We start from the raw sequence: 25,764 nt of genomic DNA, 5'->3' as shown, positions 1-25,764 counted from the left end.
AGGATGTCTCTCATCGTTCCTCCTCCTGCTTGTCGTCGTCACTTGCCGTCCGTGCCAGCCGGGCCCGTGCGCGACTCACGCGCGAACGGACGGCGCCTTCGCTGACCCCGAGCACCTTCGCCGCCTCCCCGTACGGCACGCCGGACCACAGACACAGAGCAACGGCTTCGCGTTCCGCGCGGGGGAGCCGGCGGACCACCGGCAGGATCCTGGCCATCCGCCGTTCGTCATCGAGCCGCGCGGCTACGTCGCCGGCCGGGTCCACGTCGGCCTCCCGCTCCGGCGGCAACCTACGTAGGGCTGCCAACCAACGGCGGGCTGAACGCCACTCGGTGCGGGTCACATTGGTGGCGACCACCAGCAGCCAGGGCAACGCCAACCCGTCAGCGAGGCTCGCCTCACCCCGCCTGCGCCACGCGACCAGGAAGGTCGATTGCGTGACGTCTTCCGCGAGCGTCCAGGAGCCAGTGAGCCGGAACGCGTGGTTGTACACCGCCCGCGCGTACCGGTCGAAGAGCCGACCGAAAGCGATCTCGTCACCGACCGCGATAGCCGACCACAGATCCTGGTCAGACGGTTGCATCTGGCTCGTCACACCCCACTATCGCCGGCGGGAACGAACCTGTTGCGGCTGGAGAATCGTGCTGACCAGCCAGGTGCGGACTGCCCCGAAGCTGGCTACGTCGCCGGGTCAGTAGTACTCGGTTTCCGGCCACGGGACGTTCGGTACCGGGTTGTGCGCGCCGCCAACCGCCTTTCGTCGTTGGCCCGCGGCTACGCGGAGAACAGCTTCCAGTGCCCTTCGGAGACGACCTCGACGCTGCCGTCGGTCACCTTGATGGCCGTCTGGTCGTCGATCGCGTACGCCGGACTCGCGATCTCGGCCGCCCACCTCTCGGCATCAGCCATGGTGTTGTCCGGCTCGAGGCCCAGGTGCGGGAAGATCGAGAAGTCGACGACCCCCAGCGTGCGGTCGTCGGGGGCAGACTGCCACTCGACGAAGTCCGCACCGATCCGGGGTGTCAGCACCATGCTCCCGGCACTCAACCCCACCCAGACGGTGTCCCGCAGCGACGGCAGGAGGTCCGCCAAGCCGGACTGCCGCATCCAGTGGCACAGGTACGTCGCATCGCCGCCGGCCACCAGCATGACGTCAGCCTCCCGGACCCACGGGACCCACCGCTCCTCGCCGACGCTGGGCAGCGCTGTCAGTTCGAGGACGCCAAGCGACTTCCAACCCAGGCCGGACATGGGTAGCGGCGTCTCACCGGTGATGAAGCGCCAGGCCGAGGCCGGCCCGCCCATGGGGTGGACCGCGGTAGGGATGCAGAGGGCACTGGAGTCGGCGATCGGCTTGCCCAACAGGTCGACAAGCGCATCGCGGATGCTCGGGTTCTGAACGCCTGCGGACGTGAGCAGAAGCTTCATGCTTGCCTCCTGTACGTAGCGGTCATGACGCTCTCCCCGAAAGTCGGGGATGGTGTGCACGGGGGTAAAGACCGGACCCGATGACCAAACTGATCGCAGCTGGGCACTGCTTCGGCGATTTCCTCCACCGCCCTCTCACCGGTCACCTGACTGATGGCATCCCACAGGACCAGTCGCGACGCTCCGCCGTACACCATCCAGGTTTTCCCTCGGATAGCCCCGCCTGCCCCTTCGGCCAGGACCCGAGGCGGGTAGTTCTTGACTCTCGACCCGGTCGAGGGCTGACCCTTTCCGGGCGACCTGTGAAGAGCACGACCGACGCGATCGAGACAGCAGTCCGAGCCCGAGGCGGTCGGCGTGGGGTCGGACGGAACGGCCTTCGCTGTCTGGCCACACCGCCAAGTCGCCGAGCGGAAGCTGGCAGTGTCGACCGTGAGTTGACGCGGCGACTACGCTGCCGCCGTGCGGGCTGTGTCGTTCCTGTGGGCGGGTGCGTTTCTCAGCTTGTCCAACATCGCGGCTGGTTGGAGTTGGGCCTTGGTTGACGCCGAGCTTCGTCTCGCGACCGACGGCCCGCAGGGGATCGACTGGAGTCGGGCGGGCGTGTTGTTGGGCGTGCCGATCGCGGTGAGCGTCGTTTTGATGACGGCTGCTATCCGTCGTTCGACGGCTCTGCTATGGGTGGGTGCCGCCGTGATGGCAGTGCTGTTAGCCCCGTGTGGCGGCTTGGCATTGTTCATCGACCACGAGGGGATGGACGGGTCCGGCCTCGACTCATGGGCAGTGGCTTCCCATCTGGTCGGCATGTTCCTCGCCTTGCCCGCCGTGGTCGTTGCGGGCTGGCTGCGCTGCCGCGACAACCGGCACACGGCGACCGATCACGCGCCTTGGCCTGGTATCGGTCTAAGGGACGTCTCGTAGTTCCGTCGGCCGTCCATGGTGGATCGTGCCGGGGTGCAGGTGATTCCGGCGGCCCGCCAGGAGTAGATCTTCCCGTTCACCGGGTTGCAGCCCGTCCAGTTCCGCCTGCTGGTCCGGCTGGTCGCTGAACGCGGCGCTGACGCGATCGCGTACGGGCGGCCGGGGCGGCAGTCGTCGACACCCTCGGGCCGCTGCTGGCCCTGCCTCCGGTACGCCGGCGTCGGGTTGACCAGATCGCCATCGTCGACGGCACCCTGGTCCCGACCCGCGACCACCACCTCGCGGCACCGAGCAAGAACTACCGCTACTCGACGAACCTGCACGTCGCCATCGACGCCCACACCCGTCTCGTCGTGGCCCTGGGTGAACCGCAGCCCGGCAACCGCAACGACAACATCGTCTACCGCACCTCCGGCATCGACCAGAAGATCGAAGGCCCTGGCTGGGACTGTCGTCCTGGCCAGGGCCTTTCGCGTGGAGCGGGTGACGGGAATCGAACCCGCACTGTCAGCTTGGGAAGCTGATGTTCTGCCATTGAACTACACCCGCAGGCGGCCCCACTCTACCTGACCGCCTTCTCGCCCTGCACCCAGGTGCCCCCTCGCCACGTTGGCGCGGTGGCGGTCGCGGAGGGTGTCGGACCGCACCACCTCACCGAGATTGAGTTGATCAAGAGTCCGCAACACGGCTGAGCAAGGGATGTTGCCTCCCGGCAACATTCGGCCGTTCTCAAATGCATCGATGGGTTGTAACGTCTGCCCCACGTTTCCGCACCGGCGTGACACACCCCCCTGCCACGCCGTCAGAAAGAGGTGGGCCCATGGGACTCCGTCCCAACCTGCTGACCCGGCGTACCGCCGGTGTCGCGACGTCGACCCTCGCGCTGCTGCTCAGCACCGCCGCCGTCGGCGTCGTCCCCGCTGCCTCGGCCTTCTCGGCCGCCCCGACCGGTGCCGCCTGCGCCGAGCCGGCCGATGCCCACACCGCCGCCCGAGTCGCCAAGGGTGGCAAGGCCAAGCACGACCCGAACGAGCTGACCGCCAAGCAGGTACGCGAGCGTGAGGCCGACTTCGCCGCCGCGCAGCGCGAGCGGGCCGCCTTCCGGACCGAGGCGGTCGCCCCGCTCGCCACGGTGACCATTCCGGTCGTCGTGCACGTCATCCAGGAGAACAGCACCCGGGCCGGCGGCAACATCCCGGACTCGCTGATCACCCAGCAGATCAGCGTGCTCAACCAGTCGTACGCGGGCTCGACCGGCGGCGCCGCCACCGCCTTCGCGTTCCAACTCTCGAAGATCAACCGGGTGACGAACACGTCGTGGTACCCGATCGTGCAGGGCTCCTCCGCCGAGCGCTCGATGAAGACCTCGCTGCGGCAGGGCGGCAAGAACACGCTGAACATCTACCTGGGCGAGCTGAGCGACGGCCTGCTGGGCTGGGCGACCTTCCCGAAGCGGACGCTGGACAAGATGGACGGCGTGGTCGTCCTCGCCGAGTCGCTGCCGGGCGGCACGGCGGCCAACTACAACCAGGGTGACACCGGCACCCACGAGGTCGGCCACTGGCTGAACCTCTACCACACCTTCCAGGGCGGCTGCTCCGGCTCAGGCGACAGCGTCTCCGACACCCCCGCCGAGGCCTCCCCGGCATACCAGTGCCCGACCGGCCGGGACACCTGCTCCACCAGCGGCAAGGACCCGATCAACAACTTCATGGACTACACGTACGACACCTGCATGAACCAGTTCACCACCGGCCAGGCGAGCCGGATGCTGACCGCGTGGAACACCTACCGCGCGGCCTGACCGCCGTCACCGCGTACCGGTGCCGGCCCTGTCCTCGGACGGGGCCGGCACCGCTCGTGGGGGCCCGGGTCAGGCGGCCGGGCGACGGGTGTCGAAGCCGTGCCGGCCGCGCCGGCCCTCCCCGACGAGCGAGTCCCGGCGGGCCGGCGCCGCTCCGCGCGGGTCGAGCCAGACGCGGACCTGCGGCCGACCCGCGCCGGGCTGGGCCACCGGGTCGCGGCGGGTCAACATGGCCGCCTCGACGGTGAACTCGAACAGCCGCCAGTCGCCGTGCGGTGCCGCCCGGCTGATCCGGGCCAGCTTCGCCACGGTGGCCGGGTCGGTCACCGGCCGGGCCCGGCCCGCCACGTAGGCCTCGTCGTCGCTGTCCTCCGGGGGGAAGGAGTGCAGGGCGTAGCGGCCGTCGCGTTCGAGGTCTCGGCGCTTCGGCGAGTCGATGACGAAGCACCAGAGCCCGTCGTCGGTGATCACCGGGGAGACCGGATGCACCCGGGGGGCTCCGTCGGCGCGGACCGTGGCGAGATAGCCGAAGCCCGGCCCGTACTGCTGCATCAGGAGGCGGATCTCGTCGGCGAGTCGAGGCTCGTCGACGGCGAATTCGGACCAGGAAGCCATGCGGACATCCTATCGAACACGTGTACGAAGATGTAGTGCGACACGCAGGTCACCCATACCGGTCGCTATGGTGTTCCGATGCTGCTCTCCGACCGCGACCTGGTCTCCGAGATCAAGGCCGGCACGCTCGCGCTGGAGCCCTTCGAGCCGACGCTGGTGCAGCCGTCGAGCATCGACGTACGCCTGGACCGGCTGTTCCGGGTCTTCAACAACCACCTCTACACACACATCGACCCGTCGATCCAGCAGGACGACCTGACGTCGATGGTGGAGGTGCCCGAGGGCCAGGCGTTCGTGCTGCACCCGGGCGAGTTCGTGCTCGCCTCCACGCTTGAGGTGATCTCGCTCGGCGACCAGCTCGCCGGGCGACTGGAGGGCAAGTCGAGCCTGGGCCGGCTGGGCCTGCTCACCCACTCGACCGCGGGCTTCATCGACCCCGGCTTCTCCGGACACGTCACGCTGGAACTGTCGAACGTGGCGAACCTGCCGATCACGCTCCGACCGGGGATGAAGATCGGCCAGTTGTGCATCTTCCGGCTGTCCTCGCCGGCCGAGCACCCGTACGGTTCGGCCGTCTACGGCTCGCGCTACCAGGGGCAGCGCGGCCCGACGCCGAGCCGGTCGTGGCAGAGCTGGCGCACCTGGCCGACGCGCTGATCGCGCCCCACACCTGTCAAGAAGGGCCCCTTCCTCTACCGGAGGCGTTAAGAAGGGGCCCTTCCTTACACACCTCAGCCGGGGCGGCCGTAGCTGTGGATGGGGCCGTCCTCGACGCGCTTCATGGTGATCGGCTTGCCGGACTGGGAGGCGTGCACCACCCAGCCCTCGCCCACGTACATCGCCACGTGGTGCAGGTCCCCGTAGTAGAAGACCAGGTCACCGGCGCGCAGCTCGGCGCGGCTCACCCGCTTCGTCACGCCGTGCTGCTGGCGGGCGTTGTGCGGCAGCGAGACGCCGGCCCTGCCCCAGGCCGCGAGGGTCAGGCCGGAGCAGTCGAAGTGGTCCGGACCGGCCGCGCCCCAGACGTAGATCTTGCCGATCTGGGCGCAGGCGAACTTGACCGCCGTGCCCGCCGCGCCGCCGGGGTAGCCGGCCGGGCAGGGCGCCGGGCGTAGCGGCCCGCCACCCCCGTTGCCGTAGACCTTCAGCCGCAACTTCTGCAGCCGGGCGATCTCGGCGTCGATCTGCTTCTTCTTCGCCGCGAGCTGGGCCTCGGTGCGGGCCAGGCCGACGATCATCTCGTCCAGCGGCTTCTTCCTGGCCGCCAGTTCGTCGCGCAGCGCGGCGACCGATCGCACCTGCTCGCGCTGGTGATGCGCGAAGCGGTCGAGCAGTTCCAGGCCGTTGACCAGGTCACCGGGGGACCGGCTGCCCAGCAGCACGTTGACGGTGGAGAGGTTGTCGCCCTTGTAGGCGTCGGCGGCGAGCCCGCCGACCTGCCCGAGCGCGGCGTCCACCCGGGCCTGGAGCGGGGCGATCTGCCGGCCGAGGGCGTCGGCCTGCTTGCGCCGCGCCGCGAGTTGCTCGCGTACGGCGTTCACCTGCTCGATGACGGGTTCGAGCTTGTTCCAGTCGCGGTCGATCTGGGCCTCGATCTCGGTGACCGAGGGTTCGGCATGGGCCGCCGTGGCACCGCCGGTCAGGACGACGGCGGTGCTGATCAGTGCGGCGAGGGCGGTGGTGCAGCGGGACCAGCGGGAACGCGGCGCAGCCGTGGACCGGTCGATCGACCGGTCGGACGCTGGCCGCCGGGCATGGTGTGCCACCGGGCGTCCGTGCTCCTTCTTCCGTACCGCCTACCGAGTTAGCTGACGGGTTCGGGCGGGAAGGGAGTCGCCCTACCGCAGTGCTGCGGATTCACCCCAGGTACCTGGGTCCCCGGCTCGCCCGCGGGCGACTCGGCGGTGCCGGACCGTCACCGACCGGGATGGACGGTGAGACTGGCGGCCGACATTTGACCAGAGTAAGGACGATCGTGATCGATCCGCAACTCGGAGCGCCGTGACGGTCGGTGTCGAACCGGAGGGGCGATGTGAAGTTTTCTTTCAAGGGAGATTACCTGCTGGAAAGGTATTGACCGTCACGGGGTACGCGGAGTGAGGTTGAGGGGCAGTGACACCCATCCCTGTCCAGGAGGTTCGATGCACCTCTCACCCCCGCCGTCGGGCCGGCGGATACTGCTCGCCGCCGCGGTGGCCACGGCCACCGCGCTGGCGACCACCGCCCCGGTGAGCGCCGCGCCGCAGCCGGCCGCACCGACGAGCGACCGGCAGCAGCAGTACGCCGCCGCAGCGGCCGAGTACGGCGTACCGCAGAACGTCCTGCTCGGCGTCTCCTACCTGGAGTCCCGCTGGGACACCCATCCCGGCCAGCCCAGCACCAGCGGCGGATACGGCCCGATGCACCTGACCGACGCGGCGCACATCCTCGCCACGCCGGGCAGCGCCCACGTCGACGAGGACGAGGACCCGCGCGGCGACGACTCCCGCCCGCTCACCCTCGACCCGGCCACCGCCGCCGCGCCGCCGCGGGAGACCCCGCTGCCGAGCGCGGCGCTGCAGACACTCGGCACCGCAGCGACGCTGACCGGCCTCGACGAGCGGACGCTTCGCACCGACCCGGCCGCGAACATCCGCGGCGGCGCGGCGCTGCTCGCCTCGTACCAGAAGACGCTGGGCGGGCCGGTCGGCGCCGGCAGCGACCCGGCGGCCTGGTACGGCGCCGTGGCCCGCTACTCCGGCGCGGACACGTCCGACGGGGCGGCGGCCTTCGCCGACGAGGTCTACGACCAGCTCGGCCAGGGCGCCTCCCGGATCACCGACGACGGGCAGAAGGTCACGCTCGCCGCCACCGTCGCCCAACCGGACCGCTCCAAACTGGCCCGGCTCGGCCTGCGGAACGCCGAACGGCCCGACGGACTGGAGTGCCCGGTCCGGCTGGCCTGCGAATGGATCCCCGCGCCGTACGAGCAGCTCAGCGCGGACCCGGGCGACTACGGCAACCACGACCTCGCCAACCGGCCGAAGCAGCAGAAGATCGAGTACATCGTCATCCACGACACCGAGGGCTACTTCGGCCCGAGCGTCGACCTGGTGAAGCGGGCCGACTACCTGGGCTGGCACTACACGCTGCGCTCGGTGGACGGCTACATCGCCCAGCACATCAAGGCCAAGGACGTCGGCTGGCACGCCGGCAACTGGTACGTCAACGCCAAGTCCATCGGCCTGGAGCACGAGGGCTTCGCCGGGCACGGCACCTGGTACACCGAGGCGATGTACCGCACCTCCGCCAAGCTGGTCCGCCACCTGGCGCTGAAGTTCGGCATCCCGATGAACCGGCAGCACATCATCGGCCACGACAACGTGCCCGGCACCACCGCCGCCACGGTGCGCGGCATGCACTGGGACCCGGGACCGTACTGGGACTGGTCGCACTACTTCGACCTGATGAAGGCGCCGTTCCGGACCACCGGCACCGCCCGCACCGGCCTGGTCACCATCGACCCCGACTTCGCCACCAACCGGCCGGCGTTCGTCGGCTGCAACCAGCAGCCGCCGGGCGTGCCGAAGCCCACCCCGCCGGCCGAGCCGTGCCCGTCGCGCGGCTCCTCGGCGGTCGTCCTGCGGACCGCGCCGAGCCCGGACGCCCCGCTCGTCAACGACATCGCGCTGCGCCCGGACGGCACGCCGGACACGATGTACATCTCCGACCACGGCGCCCGCGCCTCCGCCGGCCAGACGTACGCGCTCGCCGGCCGCCAGGGTGACTGGACGGCGATCTGGTACCTCGGCCAGAAGGCCTGGTTCCTCAACCCGGCCTCGGCGCCCACCGCCAAGTGGGCGACCGGCTTCGTGGTGACCCCACGGCCGGGCAAGGCCACCATCCCGGTGTACGGCCGCGCCTACCCGGAGCAGGCCGCCTACCCGGAGACCATCCCCTACCAGACCATCTCGCCGTTGCAGTACACGCTGGCCGCCGGCCAGCGGTACGCGGTCGGCGGGGTGCTGCCCGGCGAGTACTACCGGGCCGTCTCGTTCGACGGTTCGGCGCCGGGCGACCGGACCGTGGTCCGGGGTGACAACCGGTACGTGCAGGTCCAGTTCGGCCACCGGATCATGTACGTGAACCTGGACGACGTGCTGATCCTGCCGTCCCCGCTCGGTGCGCCGCGCTGACGCGTACACCGACAACGCAAAGGCCCCCGGTCCGTACGGACCGGGGGCCTTTCGCGTGGCGGCGTCAGGCGACCCGGACGAAGCCGGCGATCGACATCGTGCTGATGCTCGACACCTGGACCGGTTTACCGGTCCGGGGCGCGTGCACCATCACCCCGTCGCCGAGATAGAGCCCGACGTGGTGCAGAGGAGAACCGAAGAACACCAGGTCACCCGGTCGCGCCTCGGATTGTTTGATCCGGCGGCCCTCGTTCCACTGGGCGCCGGTGAAGTGGGTCAGCGAGATACCCGCCGCCTTGTACGCGTACTGGGTGAGGCCGGAGCAGTCGAACGAGTTCGGGCCGGTGGCACCCCACACGTACGGGTCGCCGACCTGCGCGCACGCCGTCTTGATCGCGGTACGCGCGGCGCTACTCACCACACCGTCGACCTTCGGGCACCCCGCCGGGCGGATCGAGGTGACCGGCAACATGGCGGTCAGCCGCTTGATCTCCGAGTCGATCTGCTTCTTCTTGGCCGCCAGATCGTTCTGCTGCTTCTTCTCCAGCGCGATCAGGGCGTCCAGCTTCTGCTTCTGCTGGTGGTACTCGTCCCGCGCCTTCAGCACACCGGCGATCTGGCGGCGCTGGTCGTCGGCGATGCGGTCCAGCATGACCAGCTGCTCGGCCAGCGCGCCCGGCTTCGTGCTCACCAGCAGCGCGCCCAACTCCTGCGACGGGCCCTGGATGTAGTAGCGGGCCGCGATGTCGCCGACCTTGTTCATGGCCAGCGTGGACGCCAGCTCCAGCGGCGCCATCTTCTTCTGCAGCGCGTCGGACTTCTTCTGGTTGGCCCGCATCTGCGAGCGGACCTTGTTGAACTGCTCGATCGTGGGTTCGAGCTGTTCCCACTGCTTGTCGATCTGCGCGTCGATCTCATCCACCGACGGCGCCGCCTGCGCCGGAGCCGTCAGCATCCCGGCGCCGACCGCGGCGGCCGCGACCAGGGTGACCAGACGGCGTACGACCCGGTGGAACCCGGCTGGCCGGCCGGGCGGAGCGCTCGGGGCGTGACGTTCAGGGGGCGTGGTTGCCACCGGCACGGACTCCTTTGCAACCGACCGCCGGGCGCCTCGCGAGAGGGAAGATCGAGGCAGACGACCCACAGCGGTCGGTGCCCCACACTAGGGAAGCCGTCCGGCGGAATCAAGGCGACAGTTTGCTTCATCACGTGTCCGCAATCGACCGCACACAAACGGTATCCATTTCAACGGCCGACGATAGCCGTCAATACGTCGTCGAGTGTCACCACACCCATGGGCCGGAGACCGTCGCTGACCAGCACCATGTGCCGCCGCTCGCGGCGCATGGCCAGCAGCAGGTCGGCAAGCGTGCGGTCCGGCGGCACGACCGCCAACGGCCGGTAGACCTCGGCCGGCACCGGTGCCCGGCGGCTGGCCCCCGCGTACCCGAGCACGTCCTTGACATGGACGAAGCCGAGCACCCGGCGGGTGGACCGCTGCACCACGGGGAAGCGCGACCGGCCGGTGCGGGTCGCCAGTACCTCGAGCGACGCCGGCGACACGTCCTCGGCCACGGTCGTCACCGTCGACCAGGGTTGCAGCGCGTCCGCGGCGGTACGGCTGTGCAGGGCGAGCGCGCCGGTGATCCGGGCGTGCTCCTCGGCGTCCAGCAGCCCTTCGGTACGTGCCTGGGACACCAGCCCGGCCAGTTCCTCGGCGGTGAACACCGTCTTCACCGCGTCGGTGGCCTCCACCCGCCACCACCGCAGCACCTGCCGGGACGCCCACTTCATGGCCAGCAACAGCGGCTTGGTGGCCAGGCAGAACGCCAGCATGGCCGGGCCCAGCCACAGCGCCGACGGTTCCGGCCCGGCCAGGGTGATGTTCTTCGGCACCATCTCGCCGACCACGGTGTGCAGGAAGACCACCACGGCCAGCGCGATCACGAAGGCCACCGGGTGTACCGCCGACTTGGGCAGCCCGAGCGCGGTGAACGGCGCCTCCAGCAGGTGGGCCAACGCCGGCTCGGCGATCGCGCCGAGCCCCAGCGAGCAGACCGTGATGCCGAGCTGCGCGCCGGCGATCATCAGTGGGATCTGGTTCATCGCCGACAGCGCCCACCGCGCCCGTTTCGACGTCGCCGCCAGCGGCTCGAGCACCGTACGCCGGGAGGCGATAAGCGCGAACTCGCTGCCCACGAAGAACGCGTTGCCCAGCAGCAGTCCCAGGGCGACCAGCAGCTCAGGCACCGTCGTCGGGCTCCTCGGGGCGAACCACCCGGACCTGCTCGATGCGGTGCCGGTCGACCTCCACCACGGTGAACTCGTACCCGGCCTCCTCGACCGTCTCGCCGGGGACCGGGATGTGCCCGAGCCGCGCCATGAGGAACCCGCCCAACGTCTCGTACGGCCCCTCGGGCAGCCGGAAGCCGGTCTGCTCGACCAGTTCGTCGGCGCGCAGCACACCGTCGACCAGGACGGTCCGCTCGCCGCCCGGCACGGTCAGCTCCACCGGCCCGAGGTGGTCCACCGCATCCGGGTCGAACTCGTCGGCGATCTCCCCGACCAGTTCCTCGACCAGGTCCTCCACGGTGACCACGCCGTCGGTGCCGCCGTACTCGTCGACCACGATGGCCAGATCGGCCCCGGCGCCCTTCAGCGCGGCCAGCACCCCGTCCAGGTCGAGGCTCTCCGGCACGTACACCGGCTCCCGGGCGACCACGGCGACGGTGGTGGCAGCCCTGCGGGCCAACGGCACACCGAGCGCGTCCGGCACGCCGGCGACGCCGGTCACCAGGTCGAGTGTCTCCTCGTAGATCGGGAACCGGGTCCGCCCGGTCCGCCGGGACGCCTCCAGCAGTTCGGCGACGGTGGCGGTGGCGCGCAGCGCGGTCACGTCCACCCGGGGGGTCATCGCCTCGGCGGCCCGCTTCTCCCCGAACCGGATGGTGCGGCGCAGCAGCATCGCGGTGTCCGGCGGCAGCGCACCGGCCCGCGCCGAGATGGCCGCCAGCAGCCCCAGTTCCTCCGGTGAGCGCGCGCTCGCCAACTCCTCCTGCGGCTCCACACCGAGGCGCCGCACGAGACGGTTCGCGGACTCGTTGAGCAGGCGGATCAACCAGCCGAACGTGCGGGAGAACGTGCGCATCGGCGCGGCGGTCGCCAACGCCGTCGGCATCGGGCGGGCCAGCGCGAGATTCTTCGGCACCAGCTCACCGAAGAGCATCGAGATGAGCGTCGCGAGGGCGAGGGCGAGCAGGCCGGAGAAGCGTTCCGCGTCGCCGAGGGGACGCAGCAGCGGCGTGAACAGCCGGGCCAGGGCGGGCTCGGCGAGGTATCCGGTGAGCAGCGCGGTGAGCGTGATGCCGAGCTGCGCGCCGGAGAGCTGGAAGGACAGTTCGCGCAGCGCGCGGCGCACCGTGGCGGCCCGGCCGTCGCCCTCGTCGGCCCGCCTGGCGATATCCGCCCGGTCGACCGTGACCAGGGCGAACTCGGCCGCGACGAAGAAGGCGTTGCCGGCGGTCAGCAGCACGAAGCCGACCAGGGGCAGCAGCGTCAGAACCAGAAGCCCGTCGATGGACGTGATTGTGACACGGGAGCGACGACGGTGGGCCCCCCGTAACCTGGGGTGCATGGACGGCCTGCTGCTCACCGACGAACTGGTCCTGCTCGCCTACGACGACGACGGCACCACCCGGCTCGGCAGCCCGCATCTCGGCTACGGCCTCGCCGGGGCGGTGCTGCTGGAACTGGCCCTGGCCGGACGGGTGGAGGTGTCGGACAGGAAACTCGTGGTGACCGATCCCGCCCCGACCGGCGTCCCGCTGTTGGACGAGGCGCTGACCGGCGTGGGGGCCGGTCGGCCCCGCAAGCCGGCCGACTGGATCGGCAAGCTGGCCAGGGGCCTGCCCGACCGGGTGCTCGACGGGCTGGTCGATGCCGGGGTGCTGCGCCGGGAGTCCGACCGGGTGCTGCTTGTCTTTCCGCGTACCCGCTATCCCTCGCCGACCGGCGCCGAGCCGGCGGTGGAGACCGCGGCCCGGGAGCGGATGGCGGCCGCGTTGACCGGCAACGGCCCGGTCGACGAGCGGACCGCCGCGCTGCTGACCCTGACCTGCGCGGTCGGCCTCGACCGCAAGATCTTCCGCGAGCTGCCGAAGGAACGGGTGAAGGCGCGGATGGACGAGATCGCCGCGGGTGACTGGGCCTCCGGCGCCGTGAAGAAGGCGATCGACGAGATGCAGGCCGCGCTGCTGGTCACGATCACGGCCGCGACCACCGTCACGTTGCTGTCCGGAAGCTGAACGAACGGCGGCGGCACCGCCCGGGTGCCGCCGCCGTCGTGGTCCGGCTCGCCGCCGGGGTACGCCTCAGCCCGCGGCCGGCGCGGTCTCCGGCTCACCGGCCGGCGCGGCCGGCTTGACCGAGCGCAGCAGCACGCTCGCCACGTCGACCACCTCGACCTGCTCGCCCGCGCCCTTGCCGTTCACGCCGTCGCTGAGCATCGTCGAGCAGAACGGGCAGCCCACCGCGATGGTCTTCGCCCCGGTGGCCATGGCCTCCTCGACCCGGTCCACGTTGATCCGCTTGCCGATCTTCTCCTCCATCCACATCCGGGCGCCGCCGGCGCCGCAGCAGAAGGAGCGCTCGCTGTTGCGCGGCATCTCGATGAGGCCGCTGTCGCGGCCCGCACCGGAATCGGAAGCTGCGCCACCGCGGCCATCTCCGATGGCACTGCCGAGCACCTCACGCGGGGCGGCGAAGATCCGGTTGTGGCGGCCCAGGTAGCACGGGTCGTGGTAGGTCACGCCGCCGTCGACCGGCTGCACCGGGGTGAGCTTGCCGGCGCTGACCAGGTGGGCCAGCAGCTGGGTGTGGTGCACCACCTCGAACTCGCCGCCGAGCTGGCCGTACTCGTTGCCCAGGGTGTTGAAGCAGTGCGGGCAGGTGGCGACGATCTTCCGCTTGCTCTTCTCCCGGCCGTCGAACGCCTCGTTGAGGGTCTCGACGTTCTGCTGGGCGAGCATCTGGAAGACGAACTCGTTGCCGATCCGGCGGGCCGGGTCGCCGGAGCAGGTCTCGCCCTCGCCGAGGATGGCGAACTTGACGCCCGCCTCGTTGAGCAGCGTGGCGACCGCCCGGGTGGTCTTCTTGGCCCGGTCCTCGAACGCCCCGGCGCAGCCGACCCAGAACAGGTACTCGAAGTCGTCGATCTCGCCGACCCGCGGCACCTCGAACCCGAGGCCCTTGGTCCAGTCCTCGCGGGTGTTCTGCGGGGCACCCCACGGGTTGCCCTTGTTCTCCAGGTTGCGCAGCATGACGCCGGCCTCGGACGGGAAGCTCGACTCGATCAGCACCTGATAGCGACGCATGTCCACGATGTGGTCCACGTGCTCGATGTCCACCGGGCACTGCTCGACGCAGGCGCCGCAGGTGGTGCAGGACCAGAGCACGTCCGGGTCGATGACGCCGCCTTCCTCGGCGGTGCCGATCAGCGGCCGGTCGGCCTCGGCCATGGCCAGCACGTCGACGCCGGCCAACTGCTCCTGCGTCGCCTTCTCCTCGCCGGTGAGGTCCTTGCCGCCGCCGGCCAGCAGGTAGGGGGCTTTGGCGTACGCGTGGTCGCGCAGGCTGAGCACCAGCAGCTTCGGCGACAGCGGCTTGCCGGTGTTCCAGGCGGGGCACTGCGACTGGCAGCGACCGCACTCGGTGCAGGTGCTGAAGTCGAGCAGGCCCTTCCAGCTGAACTGCTCGACCTGGGCGACACCGAACTGGTCCTTCTCCGGGTCGGCCTCCTCGAAGTCCAGCGGCTTGCCCTCGCTGGTCATCGGGCGCAGCGGGCCCAGGCCGGAGCCGGCCGGCTTCTCCGGGTCGCGCTTGAAGAAGATGTTGGGGAAGGCCAGGAAACGGTGCCAGGCCACACCCATGGTGACGTTCAGCGAGATCACGATGAGCCAGGTCATCGAGATTGCGATCTTGATGAGTGCGGCGATGCTGACACCGGCGGACCAGTCCGGCAGCACGGCGCCGACCGCGTGGCTGAGCGGGGTGGCCCAGAGCGGGTACTCGAAGTGGTCGGTGGCGACCTTGAAGCCCCGGATGATGAACCCGAAGATCAGGACCAGCAGGACGATCCACTCGACGAAGTAACCCTGCCACATGGTCGAGCCGGTGAACCGGGAGCGGTTCTCCGGGCGGTTGGGGCGGTTACGCAGCCGGATCACCATCAGCACGCCGATGCCGACCAGGCCGAGGATGCCGATCCACTCGGTGACCAGGCCGAAGATCGTCCAGTGCCCGATGATCGGCAGCCCGCCGCCGGACGAGACCACCTCGAAGTAGGCCTCCAGCACCAGCAGCGACAGCACGATGAAGCCGACCATCACGAACCAGTGGGCGGCGCCGACCACGCTCCACTTGAGCATCCGCGTGTGCCCGAGGGTCTCGACCAGCATCTTGCTGGTGCGGGCGCTCTTGTCGCCGAACCGTTCCGGCGCCGGCTGCCCGAGCCGGATGACGGCGGTCATCTTCATGACCGCACGCACCGCAAGCCACACCGCGACAGCGGTGATGGCGGCCGCGAGGATCGTGGTGACGATCTGGACGCTGCCCATCGAGTTGGCCTCCCGGGTCTGCTGCTGTGTGCGTGCAGCCTACGCGCAAGGTTACCCAGCGGTAACGTGAGTCTTCTCGCACCGGGCCACGCCGCCCTGCGCACACCTTAGGTGGACCGGCACCGAAGTGCCGGGCAGGGGCGGCGTGGCGTGGCGAGAACCGGGGTCAGAACCCCTGGTTCAGCGCCATCGGGAGAGCAGGATCAACGAGGAGACCATCGCGCCGAAGCCGACCGCGAGGTTCCAGTAGCCCCACGAGGCGACCGGGTAGGCCTGCTCGGAGAGGTAGTAGATCACCAGCCAGCCGATGCCCGCCACGATCAACGCGACCGCCGTGACCGGCAGCCAGATCGGGCTAGGCTTGCGCGTCGACGCCGTCGCCGTCGGACGCACGTCCGTCGGCGGGGTGTACACCTTCTTCTTGCGGACCTGAGACTTGGGCACGACGCTCTCCAGAGGGGGGGGTACGACCTCGTCCGGCCTGACAACCGGGCGCGAGGGCGACGGTCCATGGCCAATAATGCTCGACAGCTAGCGTAGTCCCGACCGGCCCTCCAGGCCACGAATGGGGCCGAGCCGATGCACCGGATGCCCGGAAAGTAGGACTTTCGGGTGAGCAGATGGTTCGCTTCGGCGCGGCCCGCCACGAGACGACAGGAAGGGAACGCCCGGTGGAGTACACGTCCGGCGCCGCCTCCTGGCAGAAGGCCCTCCGCCGCGCGGTCGCCGCCCTGCTGCCCCGGCGGACCCGCCCCCGCAGTTCGGGCTGGTCGATCGGCGTGCCCCTGATCGCCGCCGCGGCCGGGTTGCTCTTCACCACCACCGCGACCACCGCGGGTGGCACCGCCCTGCGCGAGGACCGCCGGCCCCAGCTCACCCAGCTCATCGAGGACCGGCGCGAGCAGGTCGCGGCCAGCGAGGCGAAGGCCGCCCGACTGCGCGGCGAGGTGGAGGACCAGACCGCCGCGCTGGCCGGCGCCGACGGGCCGATCAAGACCGAACGGGACCGGGCCGCCGGGAGTCGTCTGGCGGCCGGCTTCACCGCGCTCACCGGCAACGGCGTCACCGTCGAACTCAACGACGCCGACCGCCGGCCCGACCAGCCGCTGCCCAAGGGTGCCAGCAACGACGACCTGGTCGTACACCAGAGCGACGTGCAGGCGGTGGTGAACGCGCTCTGGGCCGGCGGCGCCGAAGCCATGTCAATCATGAACGTCCGCGTCCTCAGCACCAGCGCGGTACGCTGCGTCGGTAACACCCTGCTGCTCCACGGCCGGGTGTACTCCCCTCCTTTCAAGATCGTGGCTATCGGCGATCCCGCGGAACTCCAGCGGGCGCTCGCCGCCTCCAACGGAGTCCGGGAGTTCAAGGAAGTGGCCGACCACTACCAGCTCGGCTATTCCGAGCGCGTCTCCACCGTCACCGTGCCGGCGTTCGAGGACTCCACCGCCCTGCAGTCGGCGACGGTGCCACGGTGACCGGCGGCGACCCGCGGGAACGCGACGGCCACGGTCACCACCAGGAGGAGCCCACGGCCTTCCTCCCGAAGGTCGAGCACCCACGCGGATCGCCGCCCCCGCTCCACCTGCCCTGGCCCGAGTCCGGCCCGACCCACTCGTCCCCGGGCCGGCGTGGCCCGGGGACCCGCCCGGCTCCGCCGCCGCCCAACCGCCAGGCTCCACCGCCGCCCGTGGGCCCGCCTCCACCGCCGTCCCACCGCCCGACCCCGCCGCCCCAGGGCCCGACTCCACCGACGCCCCAGGGCCCGACCCCGCCACCGGCACGGCCCGACCGTCAGGGGCCGCCGCCGGCTGCCGGCCCGCGCGGTGCAGGGGCGGACCCACGCCCGACCCCGCCCCGCCCGGGGTGGAACGCCCGCCCGGCTCCGGATCACCCCCACGACCGCCGTACCGGCCCGGATCGCGCCCCGACCCCCCCGACCGGGCCGCGCCGCGACAGCCGCGCCGGGGCACGCCGGCCGGAGCAGGGGTCCCCGCCGGGCGTACCGCGCTCCGGGTGGTCGCCCGGACGCGGACCGACCGCCGACCCCGAGGCGACCGCGGTGCTGCGCCCGGTGACGCCCCCGCCCCCGGACCCACGGCTGGACTCGACCGCGCTGATGGGCGCGGTGCCCCCGGCGCAGGGTGACGGCGGCGGCGACCCGCCACCGGCCGATCCGCCACGCCCGCGACGCGGCGAGCGGGTGGTGCAGTTGCGCCCGGAACAGACCGGCGAGGGCTACCGCAGCGTCTACTCCGAGCTGACCCGCCCCACCGTCGGCTCCCGGCTGCGCACCGCCGTACGCGGCGCGGGCGAGGTGCTGATCACCTTCGGCATCGTGGTGCTCCTCTTCGCCGGATACGAGATCTGGGGCAAGTCGGTCATCGTCGACGCCCACCAGAACGACCTGAGCGGTCAACTCGCCCAGGAGTGGGCCACCGACCCGACGGTCGGCCCGAGCACCGGACCGACCGTGAAGCCGAAACCGCCGGCCGAGGGAAAACCGGTCGCCGGCCTCTACATCCCCAGGTTCGACAAGCACTGGGTGGTGGTGGAGGGCGTCGAACCCAACGACATCAGGTACGCCCCGGGCCACTACCCGGACAGCGCCATGCCCGGACAGGTGGGCAATTTCTCCGTCGCCGGCCACCGCATCCGCTCCACCTTCTGGCGGCTGGACGAGTTGGCGTCGGGCGACACGATCGTGGTCGAGACCCGGACCGACTGGCTCGTCTACCGGGTCTACCAGCAGCGGATCGTGAAGCCCGAGCAGGTGGAGGTGGTCGCACCGGTGCCCGGCAAGCCCGGCCGCAGGGCCACCGAGAAACTGCTGACGCTCACCACCTGCAACCCGAAGTTCGACAACTACCAACGGCTGATCGTGCACGCCCGGCTGGACAACGTCCAGGCCAAGTCGGCGGGCCGACCGGCCGAACTGGGGGCCTGAGCCGTGTACGCGTGGATCTGGCGGAAACTGCCGTTCGGGCTGCCCGGCAAGCTGGCCGGGTCACTACTGCTGGCCACCGCCACGGTCGCCCTGCTCTGGTTCGTGGTCTTCCCGTGGGCCGAACCCCTGCTGCCCTTCGACGACGTGCAGGTCACCCAGGACTCCGAGGTGCCGGGCGACGGCGGGATCACCAACCCGACCGGCCGGTCCGAGAACGGCGAGGACCTGCCGTACAGCACCGAAACGAACAACGCCCCGCCCTCCACCCCGAACAGGTGACCCGATGCGCGTCCTGGTGATCGACAACTACGATTCGTTCGTCTTCAACCTCGTGCAGTACCTGGGGCAGCTCGGGGCGGAGTGCGACATCCGCCGCAACGACGAGATCGACGTGGCCGAGGTGGGTCGGGTCGGCGCCGGCGGCATCCTGCTGTCCCCCGGTCCGGGCACCCCGGACCGGGCCGGCATCTGCCTGGACGTGATCCGGGAGTACGCCGGCAAGCTCCCGATCTTCGGTGTCTGCCTCGGACACCAGGCGATCGGCGAGGCGTTCGGCGCGACCGTCACCCGGGCGCCGGAGCTGCTGCACGGCAAGACCTCCGAGGTACGCCACGACGGTGTGGGCGTGCTCGCCGGCCTGCCCGACCCGTTCACCGCCACCCGCTACCACTCGCTCGCCGTGCTGCCCGAGACGCTCCCCGACGAGTTGGAGGTCACCGGCCGGACCGACTCGGGTGTGGTGATGGCGATGCGCCACCGCACGCTGCCGATCGAGGGCGTGCAGTTCCACCCGGAGTCGGTGCTGACCGAGGGCGGCCACCTGATGCTGGCGAACTGGCTGGCCGCCTGCGGCTTCCCGGAGGCACTGGAGCGCGCCCCCGAGTTGGCCGCCGAGGTGGACGCCCGCCGCCGGGCCGCCTTCGCCACGGCCTGACCCACCCCACCCGGCTGGCCCGGCCTGCTCATACGGGCGGGGCAGACGGGCGGCGAACGCGGGACGGCGCACGCGGGCACGCCGACCCACCCCGCACGCTGCGGGCAGGGGTGGGTGGGGCGGTTACGGGGTGGTGCGGGTTGGGGGGAGGGTCGGGAGGGGGAGGCCGCTACCGCCGCCACCGCCGCCCGGGGTGCTGGGGCTCACGCTGGGGGTGACCGAGGGCGTCGGACTCGTCGGCTCCTCCTCTTCCAGCGGGACGTCGACCTCGATGGTCACCGTCTTACCCTTTTCCAGTCGAGCACCGGCCGCCGGCGACTGGCGGCTCACCTTGCCGGCCTGGGAGGGCTCGACCTCGTTGCCCTTCTCGACCTTGACTTTGTAGCCGGCGCCCTTGAGCTGCTGCTCCGCCTGCTCCTCGGTATAGCCGCGGACGTTCGGCACCTCGCCGATGTTGCCCTCGGAGACCTCGAGGGTCACGCTGCTGCCCTCGTTGACTGGCGTGCCCGGGACGGGCGAGGCCCTGACGACCTGTCCCTTCGGGGCACTGCTGTCCACGTCCTTGCGCACGGGGACGAGGTTTCGCGCACGCAGGGTTTCCTGCGCGGCTTCGAACTGGCTGCCGACCAGACCGCCGGGGACGTTGACCTGGCCCGGGCCGGTGCAGACCTGGACGGTGACCGTGCTGTCCTTGTCCACCCGCTGACCGAACTTCGGGTTCTGGTCGACCACGGAGCCCTTCTCGCATGTGGTGTTCTGCACCGGCGGGCCGGCCCTGAACTGCAGCCCGACCTGGTCGATCGCCGCCCGCGCGTCGGCCTGCGAGCGGCCCACCACCTGCGGCACCGACACCTTCTCGTTGCCGGTCTGGTTGAGCCAGAGCGCCGTGCCCAGCGCGATCACCGCGAGCACGCCCAGCGCGGCGAACACGGCGATGACCCAGGACGAGCTCTTGCGCTTGCCGGGATCACCGACCCGGGCCGGCTGCTGCTGGCGGGTCTGCGGACCCATCATCTGGGTCTGCTGCGCCTGGTGGTAACCGCCCCCGGCGGCAGCCGCCATCGGCATGGTCTCCTCGGCGGGCATCACCGGGGTGGCCAGCACCGGGCGGCCGGCGGCGGCGCGGAGCAGGTCGGCCCGCATCTCGCCGGCGCTCTGGTAGCGGTTGAGCGGGTTCTTCGACAGCGCCTTGAGCACGATCGCGTCGACCGCCGGGGTGACGTCCGGGTTGATCGTGCTGGGCGTCGGCGGCTGCTCCCGCACGTGCTGGTAGGCGACGCTGACCGGGCTGTCGCCGACGAACGGCGGATGCCCGCAGACCAGTTCGAACAGCACGCAGCCGGCCGCGTAGACGTCGGAGCGGGCGTCGACCGCCTCCCCGCGCGCCTGCTCGGGCGACAGGTACTGGGCGGTGCCGATGACCGCGCTGGTCTGCGTCATCGTGGTGGCACCGCTGGCCAGCGCCCTGGCGATGCCGAAGTCCATCACCTTGACCTGGCCGGTCTGGGTGAGCATCACGTTGCCGGGCTTGATGTCCCGGTGGATGATCCCGTGCCGGTGGCTGAACTCCAGCGCCGCGCACATGTCGGCGCAGATCTCCAGCGCCCGGCGCGGCTGGAGCCGCCCCTCGACGCCGAGGACCTCCTTGAGGGTCCGGCCGTTGACGAACTCCATCACGATGAACGGCAGGGTCTCGCCGGTGGGAGCGGTCTCCTCGCCGGTGTCGTAGACGGCGACGATTGCCGGGTGGTTGAGGGATGCGGCGTTCTGGGCCTCGCGGCGGAACCGCATCTGGAAGGTGGCATCCCGGGCCAGGTCGGTACGAAGCATCTTGATCGCGACATCCCGCCCGAGCCGGAGATCGCGGCCACGGTGCACCTCCGCCATGCCGCCGTAGCCCAGCAGCTCGCCGACCTGGTACCTGCCACCGAGCAGGCGGGCCTGCGCTGTCATCGCGTCTCTCGTCCTTCGCTCGTCGTTGCGTCGCCGACCGGCTGGAGGCGTACCTCACGACCGTACGACGTGCGGACCAGATAGTCGCCTCCGTACGGCCGCACCGCGCCGGAGGTCGCGCTCACACCCGTCGGGCCGGCCGCCGTGGAACCGTATTTCCGGAACAGGAACGAAATCACTCCCGAACAGAGGATGACCAGCACGGCCACCACGATCGCCGTCGTCCAGAACCGGGTCCGGGAACGCCGGGGCGGCGGTGGTGGTGCGGCAGGCGGGCGGGCGTACCCCCCGGGGTTGTGCGGAGGGCGCGGGTGCTGGACGGGGGCCGCACCACGCGGCGCCACCGGTGGGCGGGGTTGCGGGACCGGATGCGCGACCGCGGGATGCGCCACCGCGGTCGGGCGCGGACCCACCTGCGGGCGGGCCGGCGAGACGGGCGGCCGCGGCTGCGGGCGGGCGGCGGGGTTCGGCACCTTCGCCCGCGCGACAGGCGCGGCCGGCGACGCGGGCACGCCGGAGATCGGGCGACCGCCGGAGCGCGCCTGCTGGGAGAGCGCCAGCTTGGCCTGCCGGGCGACGCCGGCCAGGGCGGCGGCGCTGGGCCAGCGGGCCGCCGGATCCTTCGCCAGGGCCCGCTCGACGATCACCTTCACCTGCGGCGGGATGTCCGCGGGCAGGGCCCGGGGAGCCTCCCGTACGTGCTTCATGGCGATTTCCAGCGGGCTCTCGCCCTCGAAGGGACGCCGCCCGGCCAGGCACTGGTATGCCACCACACCGAGCGCGTAGACGTCCGACGCCGGGGTGGCGACCGCACCGGTGGCCTGCTCCGGCGAGATGTACGAGGCGGTACCGAGCACCGAACCGGCAGCGGTGAGCTGGCCGACCAGCTCGGAGCGGGCGATGCCGAAGTCGGTGAGCACGAGCGTGCCGTTCGGCCGGACCAGCAGGTTGCCGGGCTTCACGTCCCGGTGCACGATGCCCTTCTCGTGCGCCGCGTGCAGCGCGTCGGCGGCCTGCGCCAGCAGCGCCATCGTGCGGGCCGGGGTCAGCCGGCCGACCCGGCTGAGCGTGGCGGAGAGCGCGTCGCCCTCGACGTACTCCATGACCAGGAACGCGATGTGCTGGTCGCTGCCGAAGTCGTAGACGTCGACCACGCCGGGGTGGTTGATGGTAGCCATCGTCCGCGCCTCGCCGCGGAACCGCTCGGCGAAACCCGGCTCGTCCAGCAGAGCGGGAAGCAGGCTCTTGACCGCGACGGTACGGCCCAGCACCTGGTCGGTGCCGCGCCACACGTCGCCCATGCCGCCGCTGGCGATCCGCTCGTCGAGGCGGTAGCGGTTGCCGAGCTTCACCCCCGGGCTCAGCACGTCAGCGCCTCCCGGAGTCCGCGATGGCCGCCGCCATGATCCGGCCGGCGATCCGGGCCGCCTCGGCGCTGCCGTCGCTGCCGGCCTGTTCCAGTTCGACGCAGACCGCGGAGAGCGGCGTGCCGTTCTTGTCCAGGGCGAAGCCGATGAACCAGCCGTGGTCCGGGGTGTTCGGGCCGGACTCGGCGGTGCCGGTCTTGCCGCCGACCAGGTAGCCGTCGATGGCGGCCCGGCGGCCGGTGCCCTCCTTCACCACGTTCTGCATCATGTCGCGCAGGTCGGCGGCGACCTGGCCACTGATCGGCCGGCGCAGTTCACGCGGCTGGGCAGGGCTGTAGACCGTGGTGCGGTCCGGCCCAAGCAGCTGCTTGACCAGGTAGGGACGCATCTGCTTGCCGTCCTTGTTGGCCACCGTCGCGGCGATCAGGGCGCCCTGCAACGGCGTCATCCGCACGTTGTTCTGGCCGATCGACGACTGCGCCAGCGCCGCCTGGTCGGGGCTGCCGTCCGGGTTCTGCATGTCGCCGGTGCGGCTGGCCGCCACCGGCAGGCCGCCCTCGCCGAGCTGGCCGACGGTGAGGTCGTCCTGCTCGAAGCCGAACTGCTTGGCCTTCTCCTTGACCTTGTCCGCGCCGAGGCGCACGCCGAGCTGCGCGAAGCCGGTGTTGCAGGACTCGGTCACCGCCTCGCGCAGCGTCACCTGGGACTCAGGGCAGATCGACGTCCGGGCGTTGCGGATCGGCTTGCCCGCGCCGGGCGCGGTGTAGCTCGACCCGGCCGGGATCTGGGTCTGCGGGCCGATGCCGTTCTCCAGCGCGGCCGCAGCCATGATGACCTTGAAGGTGGAGCCCGGGGGCAAGGTCTCGGACAGTGCCCGGTTCGCCAGCGGCCGGTCCTTGTCCTTCTCCAGCGCGTTGTACGCCCGGTCGGCCTCGGTGCTGTTGTGGCTGGCCAGCGGGTTCGGGTCGAAACTCGGCATGGAGACGAGCGCCTGCACCGCGCCGGTACGCGGGTCGATCGCGATGGCCGCGCCCTTGGTCGCGCCCACCTGGTTGTCGTTGAGCTGCTTGTACGCCGTTTCCTGGGCCCGCTTCGAGAGCGTCAGCAGCACGTTTCCGCCGCCGGTCTCGTCGCCGGTGAACATGTCCTTGATCCGGCTGGCGATGAGCGCGTCGCTGGTGCCGGCGAGGAAGTCGTTCTCCACCCGCTCGATGCCGCTCGCGCTGCCGTTGACCGGCTTCCAGCCGAGCACGTGCGCGTACGTCTTGCCGCCCGGGTAGGTGCGCTGGTACTTCAGCTCACCGCCGGTCTCCTTGCTGAGCGCGTACGCGGTGCCGCCGACCTCGATGTTGCCGCGCTTGCGGTCGTACTCGGCCACTTGGACCCGACCGTTGTAGTCGCTGTTGCGGTATTCGTCGGCCTTGTAGGCCTGGATCCAGTTCAGGTTCGCGAAGAGCAGCCCGAACAGGACCATCACGACCACGCCGACGCGGCGCAGGGGGGCGTTCACGGTCGGATCACCTCCGTGGGAGCGCCGTGCAACTGCTCGGGCGGGCCACCGGCGGGCCGGGCCGCCGGGCCGCGCCCACCGGTCACCGGGCGGCGCGCGCCGTCGGAGACCCGCAGCAGCACCGCGATGAGCAGCCAGTTCGCCATCAGCGAGGAGCCACCGGCGGACAGGAACGGGGTGGTCTGACCGGTCAGCGGGATGAGCTTGCTGATCCCGCCGACGATGACGAAGACCTGCAGACCCAGCGTGAACGCCAGGCCACCGGCGAGCAGCTTGCCGAACGAGTCCCGCACCGCCAACGCGGCGCGCAGGCCGCGCTCGACGATCAGCAGATAGATCACCAGCAGCGCGGACAGACCGAACAGACCGATCTCCTCGCCGATGCCGGCGAAGATGAAGTCGGTCTGCACCTCGGGCAGCAACGCCGGCTGACCGCCACCCGGGCCGGCACCGAACAGGCCGCCGGTGCCGAGCGTGAGCAGACCCTGGACCAGTTGGTAACCCCGGTCGTACGGCTCGGCGAACGGGTCGAGCCAGATCTGCGCCCGGTCGTAGAAGTTGGCGAACGGCCCACCCACCGTGCTGCCCAGCAGATATGCCAGGTAGGCGCCGCCGAAGAACAGCAGCAGACCGATGATCAGCCAACTGACCCGCTCGGTGGCGATGTAGAGCGTCACCACGAACATGCCGAAGTAGAGCAGCGACGTGCCCAGGTCCTTCTCGAAGATCAGCACCAGGAGGCTGATGATCCAGACCACCAGGACCGGGCCGAGGTCGCGTCCACGGGGAAAGTCGATGCCGAGCACCCGCCGGCTCGCCAGCGAGAGCACCTCGCGCTTGCGCACCAGGTAGTAGGCGAAGAACGTGAGCAGGGCCAGCTTGGCGAACTCACCCGGCTGGATGGAGAACCCGCCGAACTTGATCCACAGCTTGGCGCCGTTGATCTCGGAGAATCTGCTCGGCAGCACCGCCGGGATCATCACCAGCACGATGCCGGCCAGGCCCAGCGTGTACGCGTACCGCGACAACGACCGGTGGTCGCGCAGGATCGCCAGCAGAGCCGCGGCGAGCACCACCGCAGCGAGCGTCCAGGCGAGCTGCCGACCTCCGGTGCCCGCGAAGATGGCCAGGTCCTCCCGCTCCGCCGGCGCGGCCTTGGCCAGGTCGTAGCGGCGTAGGAAGCCGACCCCGATGCCGTTGAGCAGCGCCACCGCCGGCAGCAACGCCGGGTCGGCGAACGGCGCCAGGAAGCGGATCACCAGATGCAGGCCCAGGAAGACCAGCCCCAACGCGGCGGCCGGAACCCAGAAGTCGGGCGTGATCGTGTCAAGCGCCTTCGCCTCGACCATCGCCGCGTACGCCGCCACCAGCACCATGGCGACCAGGAGCAGGGACAGCTCGGCGTTACGCCGGGACCGGGCCAGGCGTACGCCGGACTCCTCGCCCGTCGAGGCGGGCGAGGCTGCCGGTGCGGCGGCTGCGGTCACGGGTTCGTC

Annotated in this window: 22 protein-coding genes, 1 tRNA gene, 1 pseudogene and 1 riboswitch; of the genes and pseudogenes, 10 read left to right on the top strand and 14 right to left on the bottom strand. The window is 70.9% G+C overall.

Annotated features, from left to right (window positions below; genetic code table 11):
- Positions 1 to 10 precede the first annotated feature (10 nt).
- A complete protein-coding gene (locus ACLQ2X_RS11245; protein ID WP_425680920.1) occupies positions 11 to 595 on the bottom strand; it encodes an RNA polymerase sigma factor in 585 nt (194 codons plus the stop codon).
- A gap of 179 nt (positions 596 to 774) precedes the next feature.
- Positions 775 to 1,428 (bottom strand): Type 1 glutamine amidotransferase-like domain-containing protein, encoded by a 654-nt coding sequence (locus ACLQ2X_RS11240; RefSeq protein WP_425680919.1) that lies wholly within the window; start codon positions 1,426 to 1,428, stop codon positions 775 to 777.
- Positions 1,429 to 1,890: 462 nt separating this feature from the next.
- Between ACLQ2X_RS11240 and ACLQ2X_RS11235 the strand changes: the two genes are divergently transcribed.
- On the top strand, positions 1,891 to 2,349 hold the full coding sequence (locus tag ACLQ2X_RS11235; protein WP_425680918.1) for a hypothetical protein: 459 nt from the start codon (positions 1,891 to 1,893) through the stop codon (positions 2,347 to 2,349).
- Positions 2,350 to 2,415: 66 nt separating this feature from the next.
- Positions 2,416 to 2,786: pseudogene (locus ACLQ2X_RS11230) on the top strand (transposase); the annotation flags it as partial.
- 38 nt (positions 2,787 to 2,824) lie between these two features.
- On the opposite strand, the gene ACLQ2X_RS11225 reads toward ACLQ2X_RS11230, so the two are convergent.
- Positions 2,825 to 2,898: transfer RNA gene (locus ACLQ2X_RS11225), tRNA-Gly, on the bottom strand.
- A 271-nt stretch (positions 2,899 to 3,169) separates the two neighbouring features.
- On the opposite strand from ACLQ2X_RS11225, the gene ACLQ2X_RS11220 reads away from it, so the two are divergent.
- The gene (locus tag ACLQ2X_RS11220) at positions 3,170 to 4,153 is read left to right on the top strand and encodes a zinc metalloprotease (protein ID WP_425680917.1); all 984 of its coding nucleotides are present in this window, start codon (positions 3,170 to 3,172) and stop codon (positions 4,151 to 4,153) included.
- A gap of 69 nt (positions 4,154 to 4,222) precedes the next feature.
- Here ACLQ2X_RS11220 and ACLQ2X_RS11215 read toward each other — a convergent pair whose 3' ends face one another.
- Positions 4,223 to 4,768, bottom strand: coding sequence for a pyridoxamine 5'-phosphate oxidase family protein (locus ACLQ2X_RS11215; protein ID WP_425680916.1), 546 nt, complete (start codon positions 4,766 to 4,768; stop codon positions 4,223 to 4,225).
- 78 nt (positions 4,769 to 4,846) lie between these two features.
- Here ACLQ2X_RS11215 and dcd point away from each other — a divergent pair, with 78 nt between their 5' ends.
- On the top strand, positions 4,847 to 5,425 hold the full coding sequence (gene dcd, locus ACLQ2X_RS11210; RefSeq protein WP_425680915.1) for a dCTP deaminase: 579 nt from the start codon (positions 4,847 to 4,849) through the stop codon (positions 5,423 to 5,425).
- A gap of 74 nt (positions 5,426 to 5,499) precedes the next feature.
- Here dcd and ACLQ2X_RS11205 read toward each other — a convergent pair whose 3' ends face one another.
- Positions 5,500 to 6,534 (bottom strand): NlpC/P60 family protein, encoded by a 1,035-nt coding sequence (locus ACLQ2X_RS11205; RefSeq protein ID WP_425680914.1) that lies wholly within the window; start codon positions 6,532 to 6,534, stop codon positions 5,500 to 5,502.
- Between the two features lie 13 nt (positions 6,535 to 6,547).
- Positions 6,548 to 6,682, bottom strand: a riboswitch (cyclic di-AMP (ydaO/yuaA leader).
- A 227-nt stretch (positions 6,683 to 6,909) separates the two neighbouring features.
- Between ACLQ2X_RS11205 and ACLQ2X_RS11200 the strand changes: the two genes are divergently transcribed.
- Entirely contained in the window at positions 6,910 to 8,943 is a 2,034-nt protein-coding gene (locus ACLQ2X_RS11200) for an N-acetylmuramoyl-L-alanine amidase (RefSeq protein ID WP_425680913.1), read from the top strand.
- A 64-nt stretch (positions 8,944 to 9,007) separates the two neighbouring features.
- On the opposite strand, the gene ACLQ2X_RS11195 is transcribed toward ACLQ2X_RS11200, so the two are convergent.
- The 3 genes from ACLQ2X_RS11195 to ACLQ2X_RS11185 form a co-directional block, all read right to left on the bottom strand.
- Positions 9,008 to 10,018, bottom strand: a complete 1,011-nt coding sequence (locus ACLQ2X_RS11195; protein WP_425680912.1) for an NlpC/P60 family protein — start codon at positions 10,016 to 10,018, stop codon at positions 9,008 to 9,010.
- 170 nt (positions 10,019 to 10,188) lie between these two features.
- Complete coding sequence (locus tag ACLQ2X_RS11190) at positions 10,189 to 11,193, bottom strand: hemolysin family protein (protein ID WP_425680911.1); 1,005 nt, start codon at positions 11,191 to 11,193, stop codon at positions 10,189 to 10,191.
- Positions 11,186 to 12,493 (bottom strand): hemolysin family protein, encoded by a 1,308-nt coding sequence (locus tag ACLQ2X_RS11185; protein WP_425681082.1) that lies wholly within the window; start codon positions 12,491 to 12,493, stop codon positions 11,186 to 11,188. Before ACLQ2X_RS11185 ends, ACLQ2X_RS11190 begins: the two co-directional genes overlap by 8 nt.
- 82 nt (positions 12,494 to 12,575) lie before the next feature.
- Here ACLQ2X_RS11185 and ACLQ2X_RS11180 point away from each other — a divergent pair, with 82 nt between their 5' ends.
- Complete coding sequence (locus ACLQ2X_RS11180) at positions 12,576 to 13,247, top strand: GOLPH3/VPS74 family protein (protein ID WP_425680910.1); 672 nt, start codon at positions 12,576 to 12,578, stop codon at positions 13,245 to 13,247.
- A 66-nt stretch (positions 13,248 to 13,313) separates the two neighbouring features.
- Here the strand turns inward: ACLQ2X_RS11180 and ACLQ2X_RS11175 are convergent, their stop codons facing one another.
- Positions 13,314 to 15,557 (bottom strand): (Fe-S)-binding protein, encoded by a 2,244-nt coding sequence (locus tag ACLQ2X_RS11175; RefSeq protein ID WP_425680909.1) that lies wholly within the window; start codon positions 15,555 to 15,557, stop codon positions 13,314 to 13,316.
- A 180-nt stretch (positions 15,558 to 15,737) separates the two neighbouring features.
- A complete protein-coding gene (locus ACLQ2X_RS11170) occupies positions 15,738 to 16,001 on the bottom strand; it encodes a cell division protein CrgA (protein ID WP_425680908.1) in 264 nt (87 codons plus the stop codon).
- A gap of 227 nt (positions 16,002 to 16,228) precedes the next feature.
- Between ACLQ2X_RS11170 and ACLQ2X_RS11165 the strand changes: the two genes are divergently transcribed.
- Genes ACLQ2X_RS11165 through ACLQ2X_RS11150 form a run of 4 tightly spaced genes read left to right on the top strand, consistent with a single transcriptional unit; the run spans position 16,229 to position 19,438 of the window.
- A complete protein-coding gene (locus ACLQ2X_RS11165) occupies positions 16,229 to 17,035 on the top strand; it encodes a DUF881 domain-containing protein (protein WP_425680907.1) in 807 nt (268 codons plus the stop codon).
- Positions 17,032 to 18,504 (top strand): class E sortase, encoded by a 1,473-nt coding sequence (locus tag ACLQ2X_RS11160; RefSeq protein WP_425680906.1) that lies wholly within the window; start codon positions 17,032 to 17,034, stop codon positions 18,502 to 18,504. The genes ACLQ2X_RS11165 and ACLQ2X_RS11160 overlap by 4 nt, the downstream gene beginning before the upstream one ends.
- Before the next feature lie 3 nt (positions 18,505 to 18,507).
- On the top strand, positions 18,508 to 18,783 hold the full coding sequence (locus tag ACLQ2X_RS11155; RefSeq protein ID WP_425680905.1) for a hypothetical protein: 276 nt from the start codon (positions 18,508 to 18,510) through the stop codon (positions 18,781 to 18,783).
- Between the two features lie 4 nt (positions 18,784 to 18,787).
- On the top strand, positions 18,788 to 19,438 hold the full coding sequence (locus ACLQ2X_RS11150; RefSeq protein WP_425680904.1) for an aminodeoxychorismate/anthranilate synthase component II: 651 nt from the start codon (positions 18,788 to 18,790) through the stop codon (positions 19,436 to 19,438).
- A 123-nt stretch (positions 19,439 to 19,561) separates the two neighbouring features.
- Here the strand turns inward: ACLQ2X_RS11150 and pknB are convergent, their stop codons facing one another.
- The 4 genes from pknB to ACLQ2X_RS11130 are packed head-to-tail and all read right to left on the bottom strand — an operon-like array spanning position 19,562 to position 25,755.
- Positions 19,562 to 21,391 (bottom strand): Stk1 family PASTA domain-containing Ser/Thr kinase, encoded by a 1,830-nt coding sequence (gene pknB, locus ACLQ2X_RS11145; RefSeq protein ID WP_425680903.1) that lies wholly within the window; start codon positions 21,389 to 21,391, stop codon positions 19,562 to 19,564.
- A complete protein-coding gene (locus tag ACLQ2X_RS11140) occupies positions 21,388 to 22,758 on the bottom strand; it encodes a protein kinase domain-containing protein (RefSeq protein WP_425680902.1) in 1,371 nt (456 codons plus the stop codon). The genes pknB and ACLQ2X_RS11140 overlap by 4 nt, the downstream gene beginning before the upstream one ends.
- A 1-nt stretch (position 22,759) precedes the next feature.
- The gene (locus tag ACLQ2X_RS11135; protein ID WP_425680901.1) at positions 22,760 to 24,268 is read right to left on the bottom strand and encodes a peptidoglycan D,D-transpeptidase FtsI family protein; all 1,509 of its coding nucleotides are present in this window, start codon (positions 24,266 to 24,268) and stop codon (positions 22,760 to 22,762) included.
- Positions 24,265 to 25,755, bottom strand: a complete 1,491-nt coding sequence (locus ACLQ2X_RS11130; RefSeq protein WP_425680900.1) for an FtsW/RodA/SpoVE family cell cycle protein — start codon at positions 25,753 to 25,755, stop codon at positions 24,265 to 24,267. The genes ACLQ2X_RS11135 and ACLQ2X_RS11130 overlap by 4 nt, the downstream gene beginning before the upstream one ends.
- Positions 25,756 to 25,764 lie beyond the last annotated feature (9 nt).

This window comes from Micromonospora sp. DT31 (assembly GCF_049841795.1).
GTDB lineage: Bacteria > Actinomycetota > Actinomycetes > Mycobacteriales > Micromonosporaceae > Micromonospora.
The sequence above is the reverse complement of the archived record's forward strand: the minus strand, read 5'-3'. Positions and strand labels throughout refer to the sequence as shown.

Excerpts from the sequence above, each read along its gene's own strand:
- ACLQ2X_RS11215 (WP_425680916.1), bottom strand. The coding sequence starts at position 4,768 with ATGGCTTCCTGGTCCGAATTCGCCGTCGACGAGCCTCGACTCGCCGAC.
- ACLQ2X_RS11240 (WP_425680919.1), bottom strand. The coding sequence starts at position 1,428 with ATGAAGCTTCTGCTCACGTCCGCAGGCGTTCAGAACCCGAGCATCCGC.
- ACLQ2X_RS11180 (WP_425680910.1), top strand. The coding sequence starts at position 12,576 with ATGGACGGCCTGCTGCTCACCGACGAACTGGTCCTGCTCGCCTACGAC.
- ACLQ2X_RS11175 (WP_425680909.1), bottom strand. The coding sequence starts at position 15,557 with ATGGGCAGCGTCCAGATCGTCACCACGATCCTCGCGGCCGCCATCACC.
- ACLQ2X_RS11200 (WP_425680913.1), top strand. The coding sequence starts at position 6,910 with ATGCACCTCTCACCCCCGCCGTCGGGCCGGCGGATACTGCTCGCCGCC.
- ACLQ2X_RS11220 (WP_425680917.1), top strand. The coding sequence starts at position 3,170 with ATGGGACTCCGTCCCAACCTGCTGACCCGGCGTACCGCCGGTGTCGCG.
- pknB (WP_425680903.1), bottom strand. The coding sequence starts at position 21,391 with ATGACAGCGCAGGCCCGCCTGCTCGGTGGCAGGTACCAGGTCGGCGAG.
- ACLQ2X_RS11150 (WP_425680904.1), top strand. The coding sequence starts at position 18,788 with ATGCGCGTCCTGGTGATCGACAACTACGATTCGTTCGTCTTCAACCTC.
- dcd (WP_425680915.1), top strand. The coding sequence starts at position 4,847 with ATGCTGCTCTCCGACCGCGACCTGGTCTCCGAGATCAAGGCCGGCACG.